13 protein-coding genes are annotated in these 14,993 nt (G+C 57.5%); 5 read left to right on the plus strand and 8 right to left on the minus strand.

Annotated elements, in window-relative coordinates; all coding sequences use genetic code 11:
- Positions 1 to 56: 56 nt before the first annotated feature.
- Positions 57 to 719, plus strand: coding sequence for a peptide-methionine (S)-S-oxide reductase MsrA (gene msrA, locus MRY75_RS21360; protein WP_292310022.1), 663 nt, complete (start codon positions 57 to 59; stop codon positions 717 to 719).
- Here msrA and MRY75_RS21365 read toward each other — a convergent pair.
- Both MRY75_RS21365 and MRY75_RS21370 read right to left on the minus strand, forming a co-directional pair.
- On the minus strand, positions 716 to 1,591 hold the full coding sequence (locus MRY75_RS21365) for a ribokinase (RefSeq protein WP_292310024.1): 876 nt from the start codon (positions 1,589 to 1,591) through the stop codon (positions 716 to 718). The genes msrA and MRY75_RS21365 overlap by 4 nt on opposite strands.
- 3 nt (positions 1,592 to 1,594) lie before the next feature.
- Positions 1,595 to 3,850, minus strand: a complete 2,256-nt coding sequence (locus MRY75_RS21370) for an NADP-dependent malic enzyme (RefSeq protein ID WP_292310027.1) — start codon at positions 3,848 to 3,850, stop codon at positions 1,595 to 1,597.
- Between the two features lie 115 nt (positions 3,851 to 3,965).
- Between MRY75_RS21370 and mutS the strand changes: the two genes are divergently transcribed.
- Positions 3,966 to 6,593 (plus strand): DNA mismatch repair protein MutS, encoded by a 2,628-nt coding sequence (gene mutS, locus MRY75_RS21375; RefSeq protein ID WP_292310241.1) that lies wholly within the window; start codon positions 3,966 to 3,968, stop codon positions 6,591 to 6,593.
- Here the strand turns inward: mutS and MRY75_RS21380 are convergent.
- Both MRY75_RS21380 and hrcA read right to left on the minus strand, forming a co-directional pair.
- Positions 6,590 to 7,156: a nucleotide exchange factor GrpE gene (locus MRY75_RS21380; protein ID WP_292310028.1), complete on the minus strand. Its 567-nt coding sequence runs from the start codon at positions 7,154 to 7,156 to the stop codon at positions 6,590 to 6,592. The two genes, mutS and MRY75_RS21380, sit on opposite strands and share 4 nt — an antisense overlap.
- A 4-nt stretch (positions 7,157 to 7,160) precedes the next feature.
- On the minus strand, positions 7,161 to 8,231 hold the full coding sequence (gene hrcA / locus MRY75_RS21385) for a heat-inducible transcriptional repressor HrcA (RefSeq protein WP_292310029.1): 1,071 nt from the start codon (positions 8,229 to 8,231) through the stop codon (positions 7,161 to 7,163).
- A 106-nt stretch (positions 8,232 to 8,337) separates the two neighbouring features.
- On the opposite strand from hrcA, the gene rph reads away from it, so the two are divergent.
- The 3 genes from rph to hemW are packed head-to-tail and all read left to right on the plus strand — an operon-like array spanning position 8,338 to position 10,797.
- Positions 8,338 to 9,051: a ribonuclease PH gene (gene rph, locus MRY75_RS21390; RefSeq protein WP_292310030.1), complete on the plus strand. Its 714-nt coding sequence runs from the start codon at positions 8,338 to 8,340 to the stop codon at positions 9,049 to 9,051.
- Positions 9,048 to 9,659 (plus strand): RdgB/HAM1 family non-canonical purine NTP pyrophosphatase, encoded by a 612-nt coding sequence (gene rdgB / locus MRY75_RS21395; RefSeq protein ID WP_292310031.1) that lies wholly within the window; start codon positions 9,048 to 9,050, stop codon positions 9,657 to 9,659. Before rph ends, rdgB begins: the two co-directional genes overlap by 4 nt.
- Entirely contained in the window at positions 9,652 to 10,797 is a 1,146-nt protein-coding gene (gene hemW, locus MRY75_RS21400) for a radical SAM family heme chaperone HemW (protein ID WP_292310033.1), read from the plus strand. The genes rdgB and hemW overlap by 8 nt, the downstream gene beginning before the upstream one ends.
- Before the next feature lie 3 nt (positions 10,798 to 10,800).
- On the opposite strand, the gene MRY75_RS21405 is transcribed toward hemW, so the two are convergent.
- Genes MRY75_RS21405 through mnmG form a run of 4 tightly spaced genes read right to left on the minus strand, consistent with a single transcriptional unit; the run spans position 10,801 to position 14,991 of the window.
- Entirely contained in the window at positions 10,801 to 11,709 is a 909-nt protein-coding gene (locus MRY75_RS21405) for a ParB/RepB/Spo0J family partition protein (RefSeq protein ID WP_292310034.1), read from the minus strand.
- Positions 11,710 to 11,718: 9 nt separating this feature from the next.
- A complete protein-coding gene (locus tag MRY75_RS21410) occupies positions 11,719 to 12,531 on the minus strand; it encodes an AAA family ATPase (protein ID WP_292310243.1) in 813 nt (270 codons plus the stop codon).
- Positions 12,524 to 13,111, minus strand: a complete 588-nt coding sequence (gene rsmG, locus MRY75_RS21415) for a 16S rRNA (guanine(527)-N(7))-methyltransferase RsmG (RefSeq protein ID WP_292310036.1) — start codon at positions 13,109 to 13,111, stop codon at positions 12,524 to 12,526. The genes MRY75_RS21410 and rsmG overlap by 8 nt, the downstream gene beginning before the upstream one ends.
- A complete protein-coding gene (gene mnmG, locus MRY75_RS21420; RefSeq protein ID WP_292310037.1) occupies positions 13,108 to 14,991 on the minus strand; it encodes a tRNA uridine-5-carboxymethylaminomethyl(34) synthesis enzyme MnmG in 1,884 nt (627 codons plus the stop codon). Before mnmG ends, rsmG begins: the two co-directional genes overlap by 4 nt.
- Positions 14,992 to 14,993: the final 2 nt, after the last annotated feature.

The following is a 14,993-nucleotide window of genomic DNA, read 5'->3' on the forward strand; positions in this document are numbered from 1 at the left end:
ATTGCGCCGACTCGGTCTTTCAGAGCAGGCTGGTCTCAGTTTTATGGAGGTTTCTCATGCGCACGCTTCGCCGCAGTCATCCCATCATCCTGTCTCTGGCCATTCTGGCCGGGGTTTTCCTGCAATCGACCGACGCAAGAGCAGGCGAGACCCGCGAGATCATTGTTGCCGGTGGCTGTTTCTGGTGCGTCGAGGCCGATTTCGAACGGGTGCGCGGCGTGAAGGAGGCTGTATCGGGCTATACCGGTGGAATGGTGGCTGATCCGAGCTACAAACAGGTCACATCCGGCAACACCGGCCATTACGAAGCGGTCAGGATCATTTACGACAGTGGCGTGATCGACCATTCCCGGCTTTACAATCTGTTCTTCCGGTCGATCGACCCGACCGATGCGGACGGGCAGTTCTGTGACCGGGGACAAAGCTATGCCACGGCAATATTCGTCTCTAATTCAGCCCAACGTGCTGCGGCGGAAAAGGCCAAGGCCGAGGCGCAAGCTGCCTTGGGCCGCAAGATCGTGACCCCGATTCTGGACGCAAAGGCTTTTTATGAGGCCGAGGCCTATCATCAGGATTATTACAAAGGCACCAAGCGTGTGCTGACCCGGTTTGGCGCGATACCGCAAAACGAAGCCTACAAGCGGTATCGCAAAGGCTGCGGCCGTGATGCGCGGATCAAGGAGCTGTGGGGCAGCGACGCGCCATTCATCGGCAACTAAGCCAACCGCGCATCCTCGATGTCTTTCAGATCGGGGATCACATCCGCCGTTCCGTGCCGGGTGACCATGATCGCCCCGGCCTGCTGACCCAGTGAAATCGCCTGTTCCATCGGCAGGCCCCGATCCAGCCCGGCCACCAGAAAACCCGTGAAAGTATCCCCTGCCCCGGTCGTGTCGACCGGGGTGACCGGAATGGCGGGAAAGGTTCTGTCTGTACCGTCGTCCGTGTTGATCCAGCGACAGCCATCGCCGCCCAGCGTCACGATCACATCACGTACCGGCAGGTCCGCCAGCGACGTGCCCAGCGCGTCGGTCAATTGCTGGGCTTCGACGGCATTCATCACAAGAATGTCGAGCATCGGCAAAACCGCCTCGACCGCCTGCGTATCGAAAGGGGCGGCCGCATAGACCACCCGCATCCCTTTGGCAGAGGCCAGCTTGGCACCTTCGACCTGTCCCGAGGTCTCGTTCTGGAAAACGAACGTGTCGAGATCGGTCGCAGCTTGCAGGGCCGCTGCAATATGTGCCTCTGTTACGGCCCGATTTGCACCGGGATAAAGGAGAATGGCGTTTTCGCCATGTTCGTCGACCATGATGACCGCATGACCGGTGGGCACATCCAATTCGACGATGTTGCGCGTATCGACACCGTATTCCAGAAACCGTTCCACCGCCCAGCGCCCATCAGCACCAACTGCCCCGACATGCACCGCTCGCGCGGCAGCACGGGCAATGGCGACCGACATGTTCGCACCCTTGCCCCCCAGACCCCGGCTGTGCTCAGTCGAGGCAAGTGTTTCGCCCGGCGCGATCAGATGCGGGACGCGATAGAACAGGTCCGCGTTGATCGACCCAAGGTTATACACGGCCATGTGTCACCGCCCCTTGCACGCCGCCAGCACTGCCATGTTCAGAATGTCGCCAGCCGTCATGGAGGTGGAGCAGATCTGAATCGACTTGTCGACACCGGCCAGAATCGGTCCGATCACCGTAGCCCCCGCCATTTCCTGCATCAGCTTGACCGAGATCGACGCGGAATGGCGTGCCGGGACGACAAGAATGTTCGCGGGGCCCGTCAGGCGCTGGAACGGATAGAACTTCTGCGCATTCCGGTTCAACGCGACATCGACAGTCATTTCGCCTTCATATTCGAAGGTCACGCCACGCCGATCCAACACACGCGGCGCGATATGCATCTTTTCGGCGCGTTCAGAGACGGGATAACCGAAGGTCGAGAATGAAACGAAAGCTACACGGGGCTCCAGCCCCATCAGACGGGCCACTTCGGCGGCGCGTTCCGCGATATTGGCGAGGTCTTCCTCGTCCGGCCATTCATGCACCAGCGTATCCGCGATCAGAACGATCCGCCCCTTGAGCAGAAGCGCCGTCACACCCGCCGCACCATGTGCCGCGTCGGCGTCGAACACATGGTTGATCAACTCCATTACATGCGCCGATTTCCGCGTCGCGCCGGTAACAAGAGCATCTCCATGTCCCTGCTGCAACATCAGCGCGCCGAACACATGCCTGTCCCGCGCGGCAAGGCGGTGGATGTCCTGATGGTCATAGCCTTTGCGCTGAAGCCGTCCGTACAGCACATCCTTGTACCGGGCCAGGTGTTGGGTGTTGGCGGCGTTCACCACTTCGATCTCGCGCACCGCGTCGCCCAGACCGGCCTCTTCCAGCTTGGTCTTCACATCGGCTTCGCGACCGACAACCAAAGCCTTGCCGAAACCTGACCGCTGATACATGACCGCCGCCCGCAAGACGCGTGGGTCGTCACCTTCGGCAAAGATCATCCGCGCCTGCGCCTTTCGGGCTCGTGCGTTGATGCCGCGCAGGATACTTGCTGTCGGATCCATCCGCGACTTGAGCGACTCCTCATAAGCGGGCAGGTCGATGATCGGCCGACGCGCCGCACCGGTGTCCATGCCCGCTTTGGCCACAGCGGGCGGAATGCGGTGAATCAGTCTCGGATCGAATGGCGTCGGGATGATGTAATCACGCCCGAAGGACAGGCTTTTCCCATAGGCCAGCGCCACCTCGTCCGGCACATCCTCGCGCGCAAGGTCGGCCAGCGCCTGCGCACAAGCGATCTTCATCTCGTCATTGATGGCCCGCGCGTGAATGTCCAAAGCACCGCGGAACAGGTAGGGAAAGCCCAACACGTTGTTCACCTGGTTCGGATAATCGCTGCGCCCGGTGGCGACGATGGCATCCATCCGCACCTCGTGCGCCTCTTCCGGCGTGATCTCGGGATCGGGGTTTGCCATGGCAAAGATGACCGGATTGTCGGCCATCGACCGCACCATGTCCTGCGTCACGGCCCCTTTGACGCTGACGCCAAGAAAAACATCCGCGCCGACCATCGCCTCTTCCAGTGTACGCGCGTCAGTTTTGACCGCATGCGCCGATTTCCACTGATTCATGCCCTCGGTCCGACCCTGATAGATCACACCCTTGGTGTCCGCGACAATGCAGTTCTCGTGACGCGCACCCATCCGTTTGAGCAGTTCGATACAGGCAATACCGGCGGCACCAGCGCCATTGAGAACGATTTTCACATCCTCGATCTTCTTGCCAGAGATATGCAGCGCGTTCAGCAACCCCGCCGCACAGATCACCGCAGTACCGTGCTGGTCGTCATGGAAGACAGGGATGTCCATCTCTTCCTTGAGGCGCTGTTCGATGATGAAACACTCGGGCGCCTTGATGTCCTCGAGGTTGATGCCGCCAAAGGTCGGCCCCATCAACCGCACCGCCTTGCAGAACTCGTCGGGGTCTTCGGTATCCAATTCGATGTCGATGGAGTTTACGTCGGCGAACCGTTTGAAGAGGACCGACTTGCCCTCCATCACCGGTTTTGAGCCCAGCGCACCCAGATTGCCCAGACCCAGAACCGCCGTGCCGTTCGAAATCACCGCGACGAGGTTGCCCTTGTTGGTGTAATCATAAGCCAGACCGGGGTCCTTCGCGATGTCTTCGCAGGGCACCGCCACACCGGGGGAATAGGCCAGCGACAGGTCGCGCTGCGTGGTCATGGGAACGGTGGCCTGCACCTCCCATTTGCCGGGGGTCGGTTCAAGATGGAAGGCAAGCGCTTCTTCGCGGGTGTATTTCGGGTTGGACATGCGTCAGAGGCCTCATACGTCAAAATCGGGTTTTCCACCCGGGTCGGTCGTCTTAATGTCACGCCAAAGCACCGAGGGGAAGCTTGTGAACGCGAATAAATCACCCGTCACACCCATGATGGCGCAATATCTGGAAATAAAATCCCAGTATGCGGATGCTTTGTTGTTCTATCGCATGGGTGACTTTTACGAATTGTTCTTTGACGATGCAGCGGCGGCGGCCGAGGCTTTGGACATCGCGCTCACCAAACGGGGCAAACATGATGGCGACGACATCCCGATGTGCGGGGTTCCTGTTCATGCCGCCGAAGGCTATCTTCTGACGCTGATCCGCAAGGGGTTTCGCGTTGCCGTCTGCGAACAGATGGAAAGCCCGGCAGAAGCGAAGAAGCGCGGGTCCAAGTCTGTCGTCAAACGCGACGTGGTGCGTCTGGTCACGCCCGGCACGCTGACCGAGGAAACGCTGCTTGAGGCGCGGCGGCACAATTTTCTCGCCGCTTTGGCCTGTGTCAGAGACGAATGGGCACTCGCCTGGACCGACATTTCAACCGGCGCACTGCATGTCCTGCCCCTATCTCTGGCCCGCGTCGGTCCGGAATTGGCGCAGCTATCCCCGTCGGAAATCCTGATGGCCGAAGGCACCGAAGACGCGCTGTCCGGTGTCCTTGATGATCTGGGGCTGGAACCGACGATCGTTGGCAAATCCAGCTTTGACTCGACCGGCGCGAATTCCCGTCTGACGCAACAATTCGGTGTGTCCTCACTGGATGCCTTTGGCCATTTCTCGCGCCCCGAACTGTCTGCCATGGGCGCTTTGATCGAATATCTCGACCTGACGCAGAAAGGCCGGTTGCCGCTTCTTCGTCCGCCCCAGCAGGAAAAGCTGGGCAACGCGATGCAGATCGACGCGGCAACGCGGCGGAACCTTGAACTGACGCATTCCCTGCAAGGTGGCCGCGCCGGATCGCTTTTGTCCGTCATCGACCGGACCGCGACCGCCAGTGGCGCGCGCTTGCTGGAACGCCGCCTTTCTACGCCGTCCCGCGATCTGGCTGTCATCCACAACCGTCAGGATGCGATCGCCTGGGCCATGTCCGATCCGACGACGGCCCGTCAGGTCCGCGATGCATTGAAACGAGTCCCGGATGTGGACCGCGCGCTGTCCAGGCTTGGTCTGGACCGTGGCGGACCGCGCGACATGGCGGCGATCCGAAATGCCCTGGCTCAAGCCGAGGCAATTTCCGCTGCGTTAGAGACGCATGATATGCCAGACATCCTGCGCAGCGCGGTCTCTGCCTGCACCGGTCACACCGATCTTGCCAGCCTTCTGGACGATGCGCTTGTCGCCGAACCCCCACTTCTTGCCCGCGATGGCGGATTCATCGCACCTGGCTATGACGGCGACTTGGACGAAGCCCGCAAACTGCGTGATGAAGGGCGCGGTGTGATTGCGGGGCTTCAGGCGCAATATATCGAGATGAGCGGCGTGTCGTCCCTCAAGATCAAGCACAACAATGTGCTGGGCTACTTCATCGAGACCACCTTGACACACGCACAAAAGATGATGGCTCCGCCGCTGAACGAAACCTTCATCCATCGGCAGACTACGGCAAACCAAATCAGGTTCACCACTGTCGAACTGTCTGAACTCGAACGTCGGATTCTGAACGCGGGCGGTGAGGCGATCGAGATCGAAAAGCGTCTCTATTCCGTCTTAAGTCAGGCCATTCTCGGCCAGCAACCAGCGCTTAACGCGCTTGCCAGTGGATTGGCGGAACTCGATCTTGCCACCGCTCTGGCCGATCTTGCCAGCGATCTGGATTGGTGCCGCCCAACGGTTGACACCAGCCGTGCCTTTTCCATCGAAGGCGGAAAGCATCCCGTTGTCGAACGCGCGCTCAAGGCGCAAGGCGACACCGGGTTTGTCGCCAATGATTGTAACCTTTCGGCCGATGCGGACAAGGCATCAATCACGCTGCTGACCGGGCCGAACATGGCCGGTAAATCGACCTACCTGCGCCAGAACGCTTTGATCGCGCTGCTTGCCCAGGTCGGGTCTTACGTTCCAGCGACATCGGCGCATATCGGTTTGGTCAGCCAGATCTTCAGCCGTGTCGGCGCATCCGACGATCTGGCGCGGGGGCGGTCGACATTCATGGTGGAGATGGTGGAAACCGCCGCGATCCTCAATCAGGCCGATGACCGGGCCTTGGTCATCCTAGACGAGATCGGACGCGGCACCGCAACCTATGATGGTCTGTCCATCGCCTGGGCCACGCTTGAGCACCTGCAATCCGTGAACAAGGTTCGCGCCTTGTTCGCAACGCATTACCACGAGCTTACCGCGCTCGCGAACACGCTGGACGGCGTGAAGAACGCGACTGTTGCCGTGCGTGAATGGGACGGAGAGGTGATTTTCCTGCACGAAGTCCGCGACGGTGCGGCAGATCGGTCCTATGGTGTTCAGGTGGCCCAACTTGCGGGCCTTCCGCCTGCCGTCATCACCCGTGCCCGTTCAGTTCTTGATGCTTTGGAAAAAGGCGAACGCGAAAACACGTCACCCAAGGCGTTGATCGACGATCTGCCGCTGTTCTCGGCAGTCGCAAACGCGCCTCAGCCTGCAAAGCCATCTGCCGAAAGCAAAATCGAGGCGCAGATCAAAGATCTGCACCCCGATGAAATGACCCCGATAGAGGCGCTACAGGCTCTGTATAACCTGAAAGCGCTTCTGAAGGACGATTAGGATTTGGGCATCGAACTGACGCCAACCTGCGCCGGGCGCAGCAGGCGGTCATAGAGCATGAAGCCTTCGGTCGACACCTGAATAATCTCGCCAGCGGTCGTGCCGGGCACGGGCGCTTCGAACATCGCCTCGTGCATCTGGGGATCGAACTTGTCGCCCACCTGCGGTTTGATCGCGGTCACGCCGTGTTTGCTGAAAACGTTCAGCAATTCGCGCATCGTCAGCTCCACACCTTCGATAAACGCCTTGGACGCCTCGCGCTGGTCTTCGGGAATGGCATCCAAAGCGCGCTGCAGGTTGTCATAGACCGGCAGAAGATCGCGCGCCAAACGAGACCCGCCATATTGCTGTGCCTCGCGACGATCCTTTTCGGACCGCTTGCGCGCATTCTCGGCCTCGGCCAGAGCGCGCATGAACTTGTCCTTCAGATCATCCCGCTCGGCGCGCAGGGCATCCACTTCCGCCTCTTCGCTGTCGATCTCTTCATCAAGCGCTGCGTTTTCCTCTGCCTCAGCCTCGGCCAGACTGTCGAGAAAATCCTTCGTGTGATCCGTTTCGGCCATTTAATTACCCTTGGTTGCGATCGCCGAGCAGTTTCCCGACGAGTTGCGCTGTGTAGTCCACAATCGGTACGATCCGTCCGTAATTCAAACGGGTCGGGCCTATAACCCCCACCGCACCGATAATTTTACGATCAGCGTTCATATATGGAGACACCACCAAAGAGGAACCCGAAAGTGAGAAAAGTTTGTTCTCCGAGCCGATAAAAATGCGCACACCGTCGCCCTGTTCGGTGAGTTCGAGGAATTCGGCAATGTCCCGCTTGCGCTCAAGATCGTCAAACAGTTCGCGAATCCGCTCCAGCTCTTCGGCATGGGTGTCTTCGGCTAGGAGGTTGGACCGTCCCCGGACGATCAGACGGCCTGAATTGTCAGCTTGATCGTCCCAAATGGCCAAGCCCTGCTCTACAAGGGTTGCCGCCAACGAATCAAGTTCACGACGTTTATGCCCAATGTCGTCCTTGATCGTCCGACGCAGATCAGCCAGTGTTTTTCCTTCGACCAATGCATTCAGAAAGTTGGCCGCTTCTCGCATCGAGCTTGGCGTTTGTCCTGGTGGCGGTGTGAATAAGCGATTTTCGACATGGCCATCGGAGAAGACGAGCACCACAAGCGCCTGATCCCCGCCCACGGGGAGAAATTCGATATGCTTGATCGCGGCTTCATGTTTCGGGGTCAGTACCAACGAGGCGCCTTGAGTGACACCCGAGAGTGCTGATCCGACCCGATCGAGGATGGTCCCGACGTCCTGACTATTGCTTGTGACTGTCGCGTCGATCTTTTGACGATCGTCTTGATCCAGGTCGCGAACCTCGAGCAAACCATCGACAAACATGCGCAGGCCCAACTGTGTGGGCACACGTCCCGCGCTGATGTGCGGGCTGTCCAGCAACCCCAGAAACTCAAGATCCTGCATGACGTTCCGGATTGTCGCCGCAGAAACCTTTTCGTTGAGCGTCCGGGTCAGCGTCCGCGAACCTACCGGTTCGCCGCTGGACAAATAGCCTTCGACGACCTTGCGAAACACTTCGCGGGATCGGTCGTTGAGTTCGTCGAGAAGTTTGGCTCCTTGGGTCAATCCCACACCTCGTAAAGTAGAACCCGGTCGTTCCTGCGACAGACTATTGGCTTGCGAAACCGGAAAGCCTGCCTGTATCCGTACACGGCAATCAAGGGGACATACCATGCGACCGTCAGGACGGAAATTAAGCGAAATGCGCGCGGTTTCAATCGAAACCGGGATCAGCAAACATGCAGAGGGCTCTTGCCTGATCCGGATGGGTGACACCCATGTCTTGTGCACCGCGACCATCGAAGATCGCGTTCCACCGTTTATCAAAGGGTCAGGGCTGGGGTGGGTGACGGCCGAATATGGCATGCTGCCCCGTTCCACCACAAGCCGGATGCGCCGCGAGAGCACCACAGGCAAACAAGGTGGGCGAACCGTCGAGATTCAGAGATTGATCGGGCGCAGTTTGCGTGCAGGTGTGGATCGTGTTGCCCTTGGTGAACGCCAAATCACCGTCGATTGCGACGTCATTCAGGCCGATGGCGGAACACGCTGCGCGTCGATCACGGGCGGATGGGTTGCGCTTCGTCTTGCCGTCAACAAACTGACGAAAGCTGGTGATGTGCTGAGTGATCCCCTGATCTCTCCGGTTGCGGCTGTCAGCTGTGGCATTTACGCTGGTCAACCTGTTCTTGACCTGGATTACCCAGAAGACTCGGAAGCTGGCGTCGACGGTAACTTCATCTTGCGCGGCGACGGCCAGTTGATAGAAATTCAGATGTCGGCGGAGGGCGCAACCTTCTCGCGTGATCAGATGACCCAACTGCTTGATCTTGCGGATGCTGGGATCCAGGAACTGGTGGCGTTGCAGCTCAAGGCGGCAGAATGACCCGAAAGTTCGAAGGTGATACGCTTTTGGTTGCCACACACAACGTCGGTAAGCTTGAGGAAATCGCCGATCTGTTGAAGGACTACGGGATCTCGGTCGTCGGAGCGGCCGAGATGAACCTGCCTGAGCCGATTGAGGACGGGACAAGCTTTGTCGAGAACGCGCGGATCAAGGCGCATGCGGCCGCGCAGGCGACTGGACTGCCGGCATTGTCGGATGACAGCGGTCTTGAAATTGATGCGCTGAACGGTGCCCCAGGCGTATATACTGCAGATTGGGCCGAAACAGAGACTGGTCGTGACTTTGTGATGGCCATGCAGAAAGCATACGATGCCATCCAAGACAGCGGCATTGCACCACCTTGGACCGGCCGTTTCTGCTGTACACTCGTACTGGCCTGGCCTGACGGTCATGACGAGGTTTTTCCGGGCACGATGGAGGGTCAGATCGTTTGGCCAATGCGCGGCGATCAAGGGCATGGCTACGACCCCGTCTTCCAGCCAAAAGGCTACGAGGTGACCTTCGGCGAGATGGACCGTTGGGAAAAGAACAAGATCAGCCACCGCGCAGATGCGTTCCAGAAATTTGTGGCGGGGTGCTTTGGCTGAGCTCTGGCAGGAACAAGGTTTCGGTCTTTACGTCCATTGGCCGTTCTGCGCTGCAAAGTGTCCCTATTGTGATTTCAACAGTCATGTTCGAAGCGCAGTAGATCAGGCGGCTTGGGCACAAGCGCTTTCGTTGGAAATCCGAAGGATTGGCGAAGAGACTGGCCCCCGCGTTCTGTCATCCGTATTTTTCGGAGGCGGTACTCCAAGCCTGATGGCGCCAAAAACAGTCAATGCTGTGCTGTCGGCCGCCAAGGACGTCTGGAGTTTTGCCAACGATATCGAAATCACGCTGGAAGCCAATCCAACGTCGGTGGAGGCGTACCGGTTCGAAGGGTACGCCAAAGCCGGAGTCAACCGCGTGTCCTTGGGCGTTCAGGCACTCAACCCAAAAGACCTGCGCAGTCTGGGACGTCTTCACTCGGTTTCGGAAGCGCAGAGCGCTTTCAATACGGCAAGCGCGTTCTTTGATCGCGTCAGTTTCGATCTGATCTACGCTCGCCAGGACCAAACGCTCGAAGACTGGCGGGCCGAATTGTCTTCCGCGCTTGAGATGGCCGTTGATCATCTGTCGCTGTATCAACTCACCATTGAGGAAGGCACCGCGTTCTGGGATCGCGCGCAGCGGGGTGCATTGCGTGGTTTGCCCTCTGACGATCTTGGCGCTGATCTTTATGAGCTTACACAGCAAATTTGTGAAGCTGCAGGATATGTCGCGTATGAGGTCTCCAATCACGCCAAGCCGGGCGCAGAATCAAAGCACAACCTTCTCTATTGGCGCGGGGGTGATTACGCTGGTGTCGGGCCCGGTGCTCATGGACGTCTGACCATGGACGGTCAGCGAAGCGCAACAGAATGCTGGAAACAACCTGAGGCCTGGTTGACCGCGGTATCCAACGGAAGCGGGATCAAGGAACGGACGCTGCTTTCTCCTCTGGATATAGAGGACGAACGCCTCATCATGGGGATTCGGCTTTTGGAAGGGCTAGATATTGATGATGTCGCAAACCTCGTCGACTGGACTCGGTTTTCAGCCCTTGAAGACGAAGGGTTGGTCTGGCGCTCTGATGTCCGGATTGGGGCAACCACCACTGGCCGCCCCGTACTGAACTATCTCATTTCCCAGATCGCCAAGAGCTGACGCTTATCTGGCCGCGCTCAGGACCGAACACAGAAGATCAAGATCTTCGAGTGTATCGTAGCTGATTGTAAGCGACCCTGACTCTTTTCCGGCGGCATGGGCAATCGTCACTTTCATTCCCAAAGCTGCGGACAAGTCTCCCTCCAGGGCCTTGGTATCCGCATCCTTGTCGCCGATCTTTGCCGACTTGGATGTTGTGGCTTTCGAAGATGTCTCTGGATTCTGTGCTTCTCGGACCAGTCGTTCGGTTTCTCGCACGGATAAGCCACGGCGCATGACCTCGCCAGCCAGAGCCACCGCGTCGGGCGCAGTGACCAACGCGCGTGCATGGCCTGCGGACAGGTTCCCATCCACGACGGATTGCTTCACGACGTCTGGCAAGGTCAGGAGGCGCAGAAGGTTTGCGATATGACTTCTGCTTTTCCCCAGAGCTTGCGCAAGCTTTTCCTGCGTGTGCCCGAAGCGCGTCATCAGTTGTTCGTAACCTGCGGCCTCCTCAATCGCGTTCAGATCGGCACGTTGGATATTCTCGATAATCGCAATCTCAAGAACATCTTCGTCAGACAGATCCCGCACGACGACGGGGACTTCATGAACACCGGCAGCCTGCGCCGCTCGCCAACGGCGCTCTCCAGCAACAATCTCGTATTCTTTGTCAGATCCATCGCGTCGACGCACGATCAGCGGCTGGATCACACCTTTGCTGCGGATAGACAGCTTTAACTCTTCTAACGCATCCGCGCTGAAGTGGCGCCGTGGCTGGTTCGGGTTGGGAAAAAGCTGATCGACTGGTAACGTCCGCGAAGTGCGGTCGCGTACAGGGGTCTCTGATTCTGTCGTCGGCTCGATGTCCGCCATCAACGCGGACAAACCTCGGCCAAGACCGCGTCGTTGTTCTTTCTTGTCGGTCATCCGCTCTACCTACGCTGCTGTCATTGTTTCTGTCTTGCCAAGGAACTCGCGCGCAAGCGCACGATACGCAATGGCCCCTTTGGACTGCGTGTCATATTCGAGAACCGGCATCGCGTAAGACGGCGCTTCGCTGACTCTCACATTTCGTGGAATCACGGTCTTGAAAACAAGATCTCCCAGGTTCTCGCGCGCATCCATTTCAACCTGTTGGGACAGGTTGTTTCGAGAATCATACATCGTCAGCACCACGCCCTCGATCCTCAAGGATGGGTTTGCCGACTGCCGGACTTCACGAATTGTCAGCATCAACTGGCTTAACCCTTCCAGCGCGAAGAACTCGCTCTGCAACGGCACCAACACGGAATGCGCCGCAACCATCGCGTTGACAGTCAAAAGGTTCAGCGAAGGCGGACAATCGATAAGCACAAAATCGAACGCAAACGCGTCCATATCCGTTTGACGCAAAGCATCATGCAGAAGAAAGCTGCGCTTTTCATTGGCGATGAGCTCGATATCTGCCGAGCTCAGATCTGTCGTCGAGGGAACAAGGAGCAGATTCTCTTGCCGCGTTTGACAGATGATGTCTGCTAGCGGGAAATCGTCGAGCAGCAGGTCATAAGTCGTGGCATGGCGGTCCTCCGGCATGATGCCAAGTCCTGTCGATGCGTTTCCCTGCGGATCCAGATCGACGACCAAAACCTTCTGGCCAATTTCAGCCAGGGCCGACGCAAAATTAATCGCAGTCGTTGTCTTACCAACGCCACCCTTTTGGTTCGCAATTGCAATGATTTTTGGACCAGACGGACGTGTGGGATCAAACACGAGATAGGCCTCCAATCTCCAGAACGGCAGCATCGGGATGTGTCAAACTTTTATGGGTATTGCAGGTGAATCGCCACTGCTTTTCGGCCGACGCAACTTCTTCGCGCCAAGATCCGCCTTTCATGAACAACGCGACGCCGTCTTTTGCAAGATGCATATCAGTGAATTCCAATAGCTTCGACAGGGGCGCAAGGGCGCGCGCACTGAGGACATCGGCATCCATCGGCGCGACATCCTCAATCCGCCGAGCCAGAACAGAAAAAGGCGTTTGTGTTTCACGTGAAACAGCCCGTAAGAATGCCGCTTTCCGCTGATCACTTTCGACAAGCGTGACGTTAACCCCGCGATTTACAAGAGCAATCGCAACGACCGCACCAGGGAAGCCACCACCTGATCCTAGGTCTGCCCATGTCGACACACCGGACGGGCATAAGGATGCCACTTGAAGTGAATCCTTGAAATGCCGATCAGCCGCGTCTTTCAGAGACGCCGGCGACACGAGATTGATTTTCGGCGACCACTTCCGAAGCAGCTCAAGATAGACTTCCAGCCGTTGCTGTGTTTCACGTGAAACATTCATCCAGCTGCCCGTTCTTGCGGCCTTTTAGCTCGAAGACGAGACAGGATCAAAAGCAAGGCAGAGGGAGTCATCCCGTCAACACGAGATGCTTGGGCCATATTCGCAGGCCGAACATGCGCCAGTTTTACTTTTAGTTCGTTTGACAATCCCTCAACGGATTCAAAAACAAAGTCTGACGGAATTACCTGCGCTTCATCACGGCGAAGCGCCTCTATATCCTTTTGCTGACGCTCAATATAGTTTGCGTAAAGAGCATCCTTTGCCAGCTGATCTTGAATCTTGCAATCAATCTTCCCTAAGTGTGGTTCAATTTGCGCCAAGGCCTGCCATGTCACGGATTCGATCGCCAAAGCTTGGAAACCGGATCTCTTGGACCCGTCTTGAGAAATCGGAACTCCAACATCAACGAGTTGCCGCGCAGTGACTGTGACCGCATCCAGTTTGCCACGTGCATCCGAGATGAGCGACATCTTGGTTTCGAAAGCCCGCTTTCGGTCTTCGCTTACGCACCCCAAGTCAATTGCCTTACGGGTAAGTCGCTGGTCGGCATTATCCGCCCGCAAAGACAAACGATATTCCGCGCGCGAGGTAAACATGCGATAGGGCTCGGCAACGCCCCGAGACGTAAGGTCGTCAATCATCACGCCAATATAACTATCCGATCGACTGAACGTCACGGGCTCTAGTCCCCTGGCTCGACGCGCAGCATTCAACCCGGCGACAAGACCTTGGGCCGCTGCCTCTTCGTAACCAGTTGTCCCATTGATCTGACCCGCCAAATACAAACCTTCGCGTGATTTCAGCGAAAGATCCAAATTTAAAGCGCGGGGGTCCACATAATCATATTCAATCGCGTAGCCAGGTTGAAGGATTTCAACCTGCTCAAGCCCCTTGATCGACCGCACATACTCCAACTGAACATCTTCGGGAAGCGATGTTGAAATGCCGTTTGGATAAACGGTGTGGTCCTCAATTCCCTCAGGCTCCAGAAAGATTTGATGGGATGTCTTGTCCGCGAAACGCACGATCTTGTCTTCAATAGACGGGCAATATCGCGGTCCAACACCCTCGATATGACCTCCATACATTGCAGAACGCGACAGGTTTTCGCGAATGACCCGATGGGTTTCTTCATTTGTATGCGTTATGGCGCATGAAATTTGAGGCGCCGTCGGAGCCTCAGAAAGGAATGAAAACATGACCGGGTCATCATCGCCTGGCTGTTTCTCCAGGTCATTCCAGTCAATTGTCCGACCATCGAGACGCGGCGGTGTTCCAGTTTTCAGGCGACCCAAGGGCAGATCGAATGACGCCAAGGTCTTGGCAAGGTCGTTTGAAGGTTGTTCCCCCATACGACCACCGGCGATCTGTCGATCCCCGATATGGATTGTGCCGCGCAGAAAGGTCCCCGTGGTCAGGATCACAGATGAGGCGTAAAGTTCCTGAGACCCGTCAATCACCACTCCAACAACTTTTGACCCATGCAAGAGAAGGTCGGTGACTTCGCCGATAACAACACTCAGACCTTCCTGGGCTTTCGTCGCTTTCAGCATCTCGGATTGATAAATTTTCCGATCCGCCTGAGCGCGAGGCCCTTGAACGGCCGGTCCCTTCCGACGATTGAGAAGCCGGAATTGAATACCGGCCTTGTCGGCAATGCGGCCCATAATGCCATCAAAAGCATCAATTTCCCGAACAAGATGCCCCTTGCCAAGACCACCGATGGCGGGATTGCAGGACATGACGCCGATGCCCGCCTCGTTCAACGTCACGAGGGCGGTAGCCGCGCCGAGGCGAGCAGACGCATGCCCGGCTTCACAGCCAGCGTGTCCACCACCAACCACAATAACATCGAAGTCAAATTGTTTCACGTGAAACACTC

The organism is Marivita sp. (assembly GCF_022763305.1).
Taxonomy (GTDB): Bacteria; Pseudomonadota; Alphaproteobacteria; order Rhodobacterales; family Rhodobacteraceae; genus Marivita.

Coding starts and splice junctions, on each gene's coding strand:
- msrA (WP_292310022.1), top strand. CDS start 57: ATGCGCACGCTTCGCCGCAGTCATCCCATCATCCTGTCTCTGGCCATT.
- MRY75_RS21365 (WP_292310024.1), bottom strand. CDS start 1,591: ATGGCCGTGTATAACCTTGGGTCGATCAACGCGGACCTGTTCTATCGC.
- MRY75_RS21370 (WP_292310027.1), bottom strand. CDS start 3,850: ATGTCCAACCCGAAATACACCCGCGAAGAAGCGCTTGCCTTCCATCTT.
- mutS (WP_292310241.1), top strand. CDS start 3,966: ATGATGGCGCAATATCTGGAAATAAAATCCCAGTATGCGGATGCTTTG.
- MRY75_RS21380 (WP_292310028.1), bottom strand. CDS start 7,156: ATGGCCGAAACGGATCACACGAAGGATTTTCTCGACAGTCTGGCCGAG.
- rph (WP_292310030.1), top strand. CDS start 8,338: ATGCGACCGTCAGGACGGAAATTAAGCGAAATGCGCGCGGTTTCAATC.
- rdgB (WP_292310031.1), top strand. CDS start 9,048: ATGACCCGAAAGTTCGAAGGTGATACGCTTTTGGTTGCCACACACAAC.
- MRY75_RS21405 (WP_292310034.1), bottom strand. CDS start 11,709: ATGACCGACAAGAAAGAACAACGACGCGGTCTTGGCCGAGGTTTGTCC.
- rsmG (WP_292310036.1), bottom strand. CDS start 13,111: ATGAATGTTTCACGTGAAACACAGCAACGGCTGGAAGTCTATCTTGAG.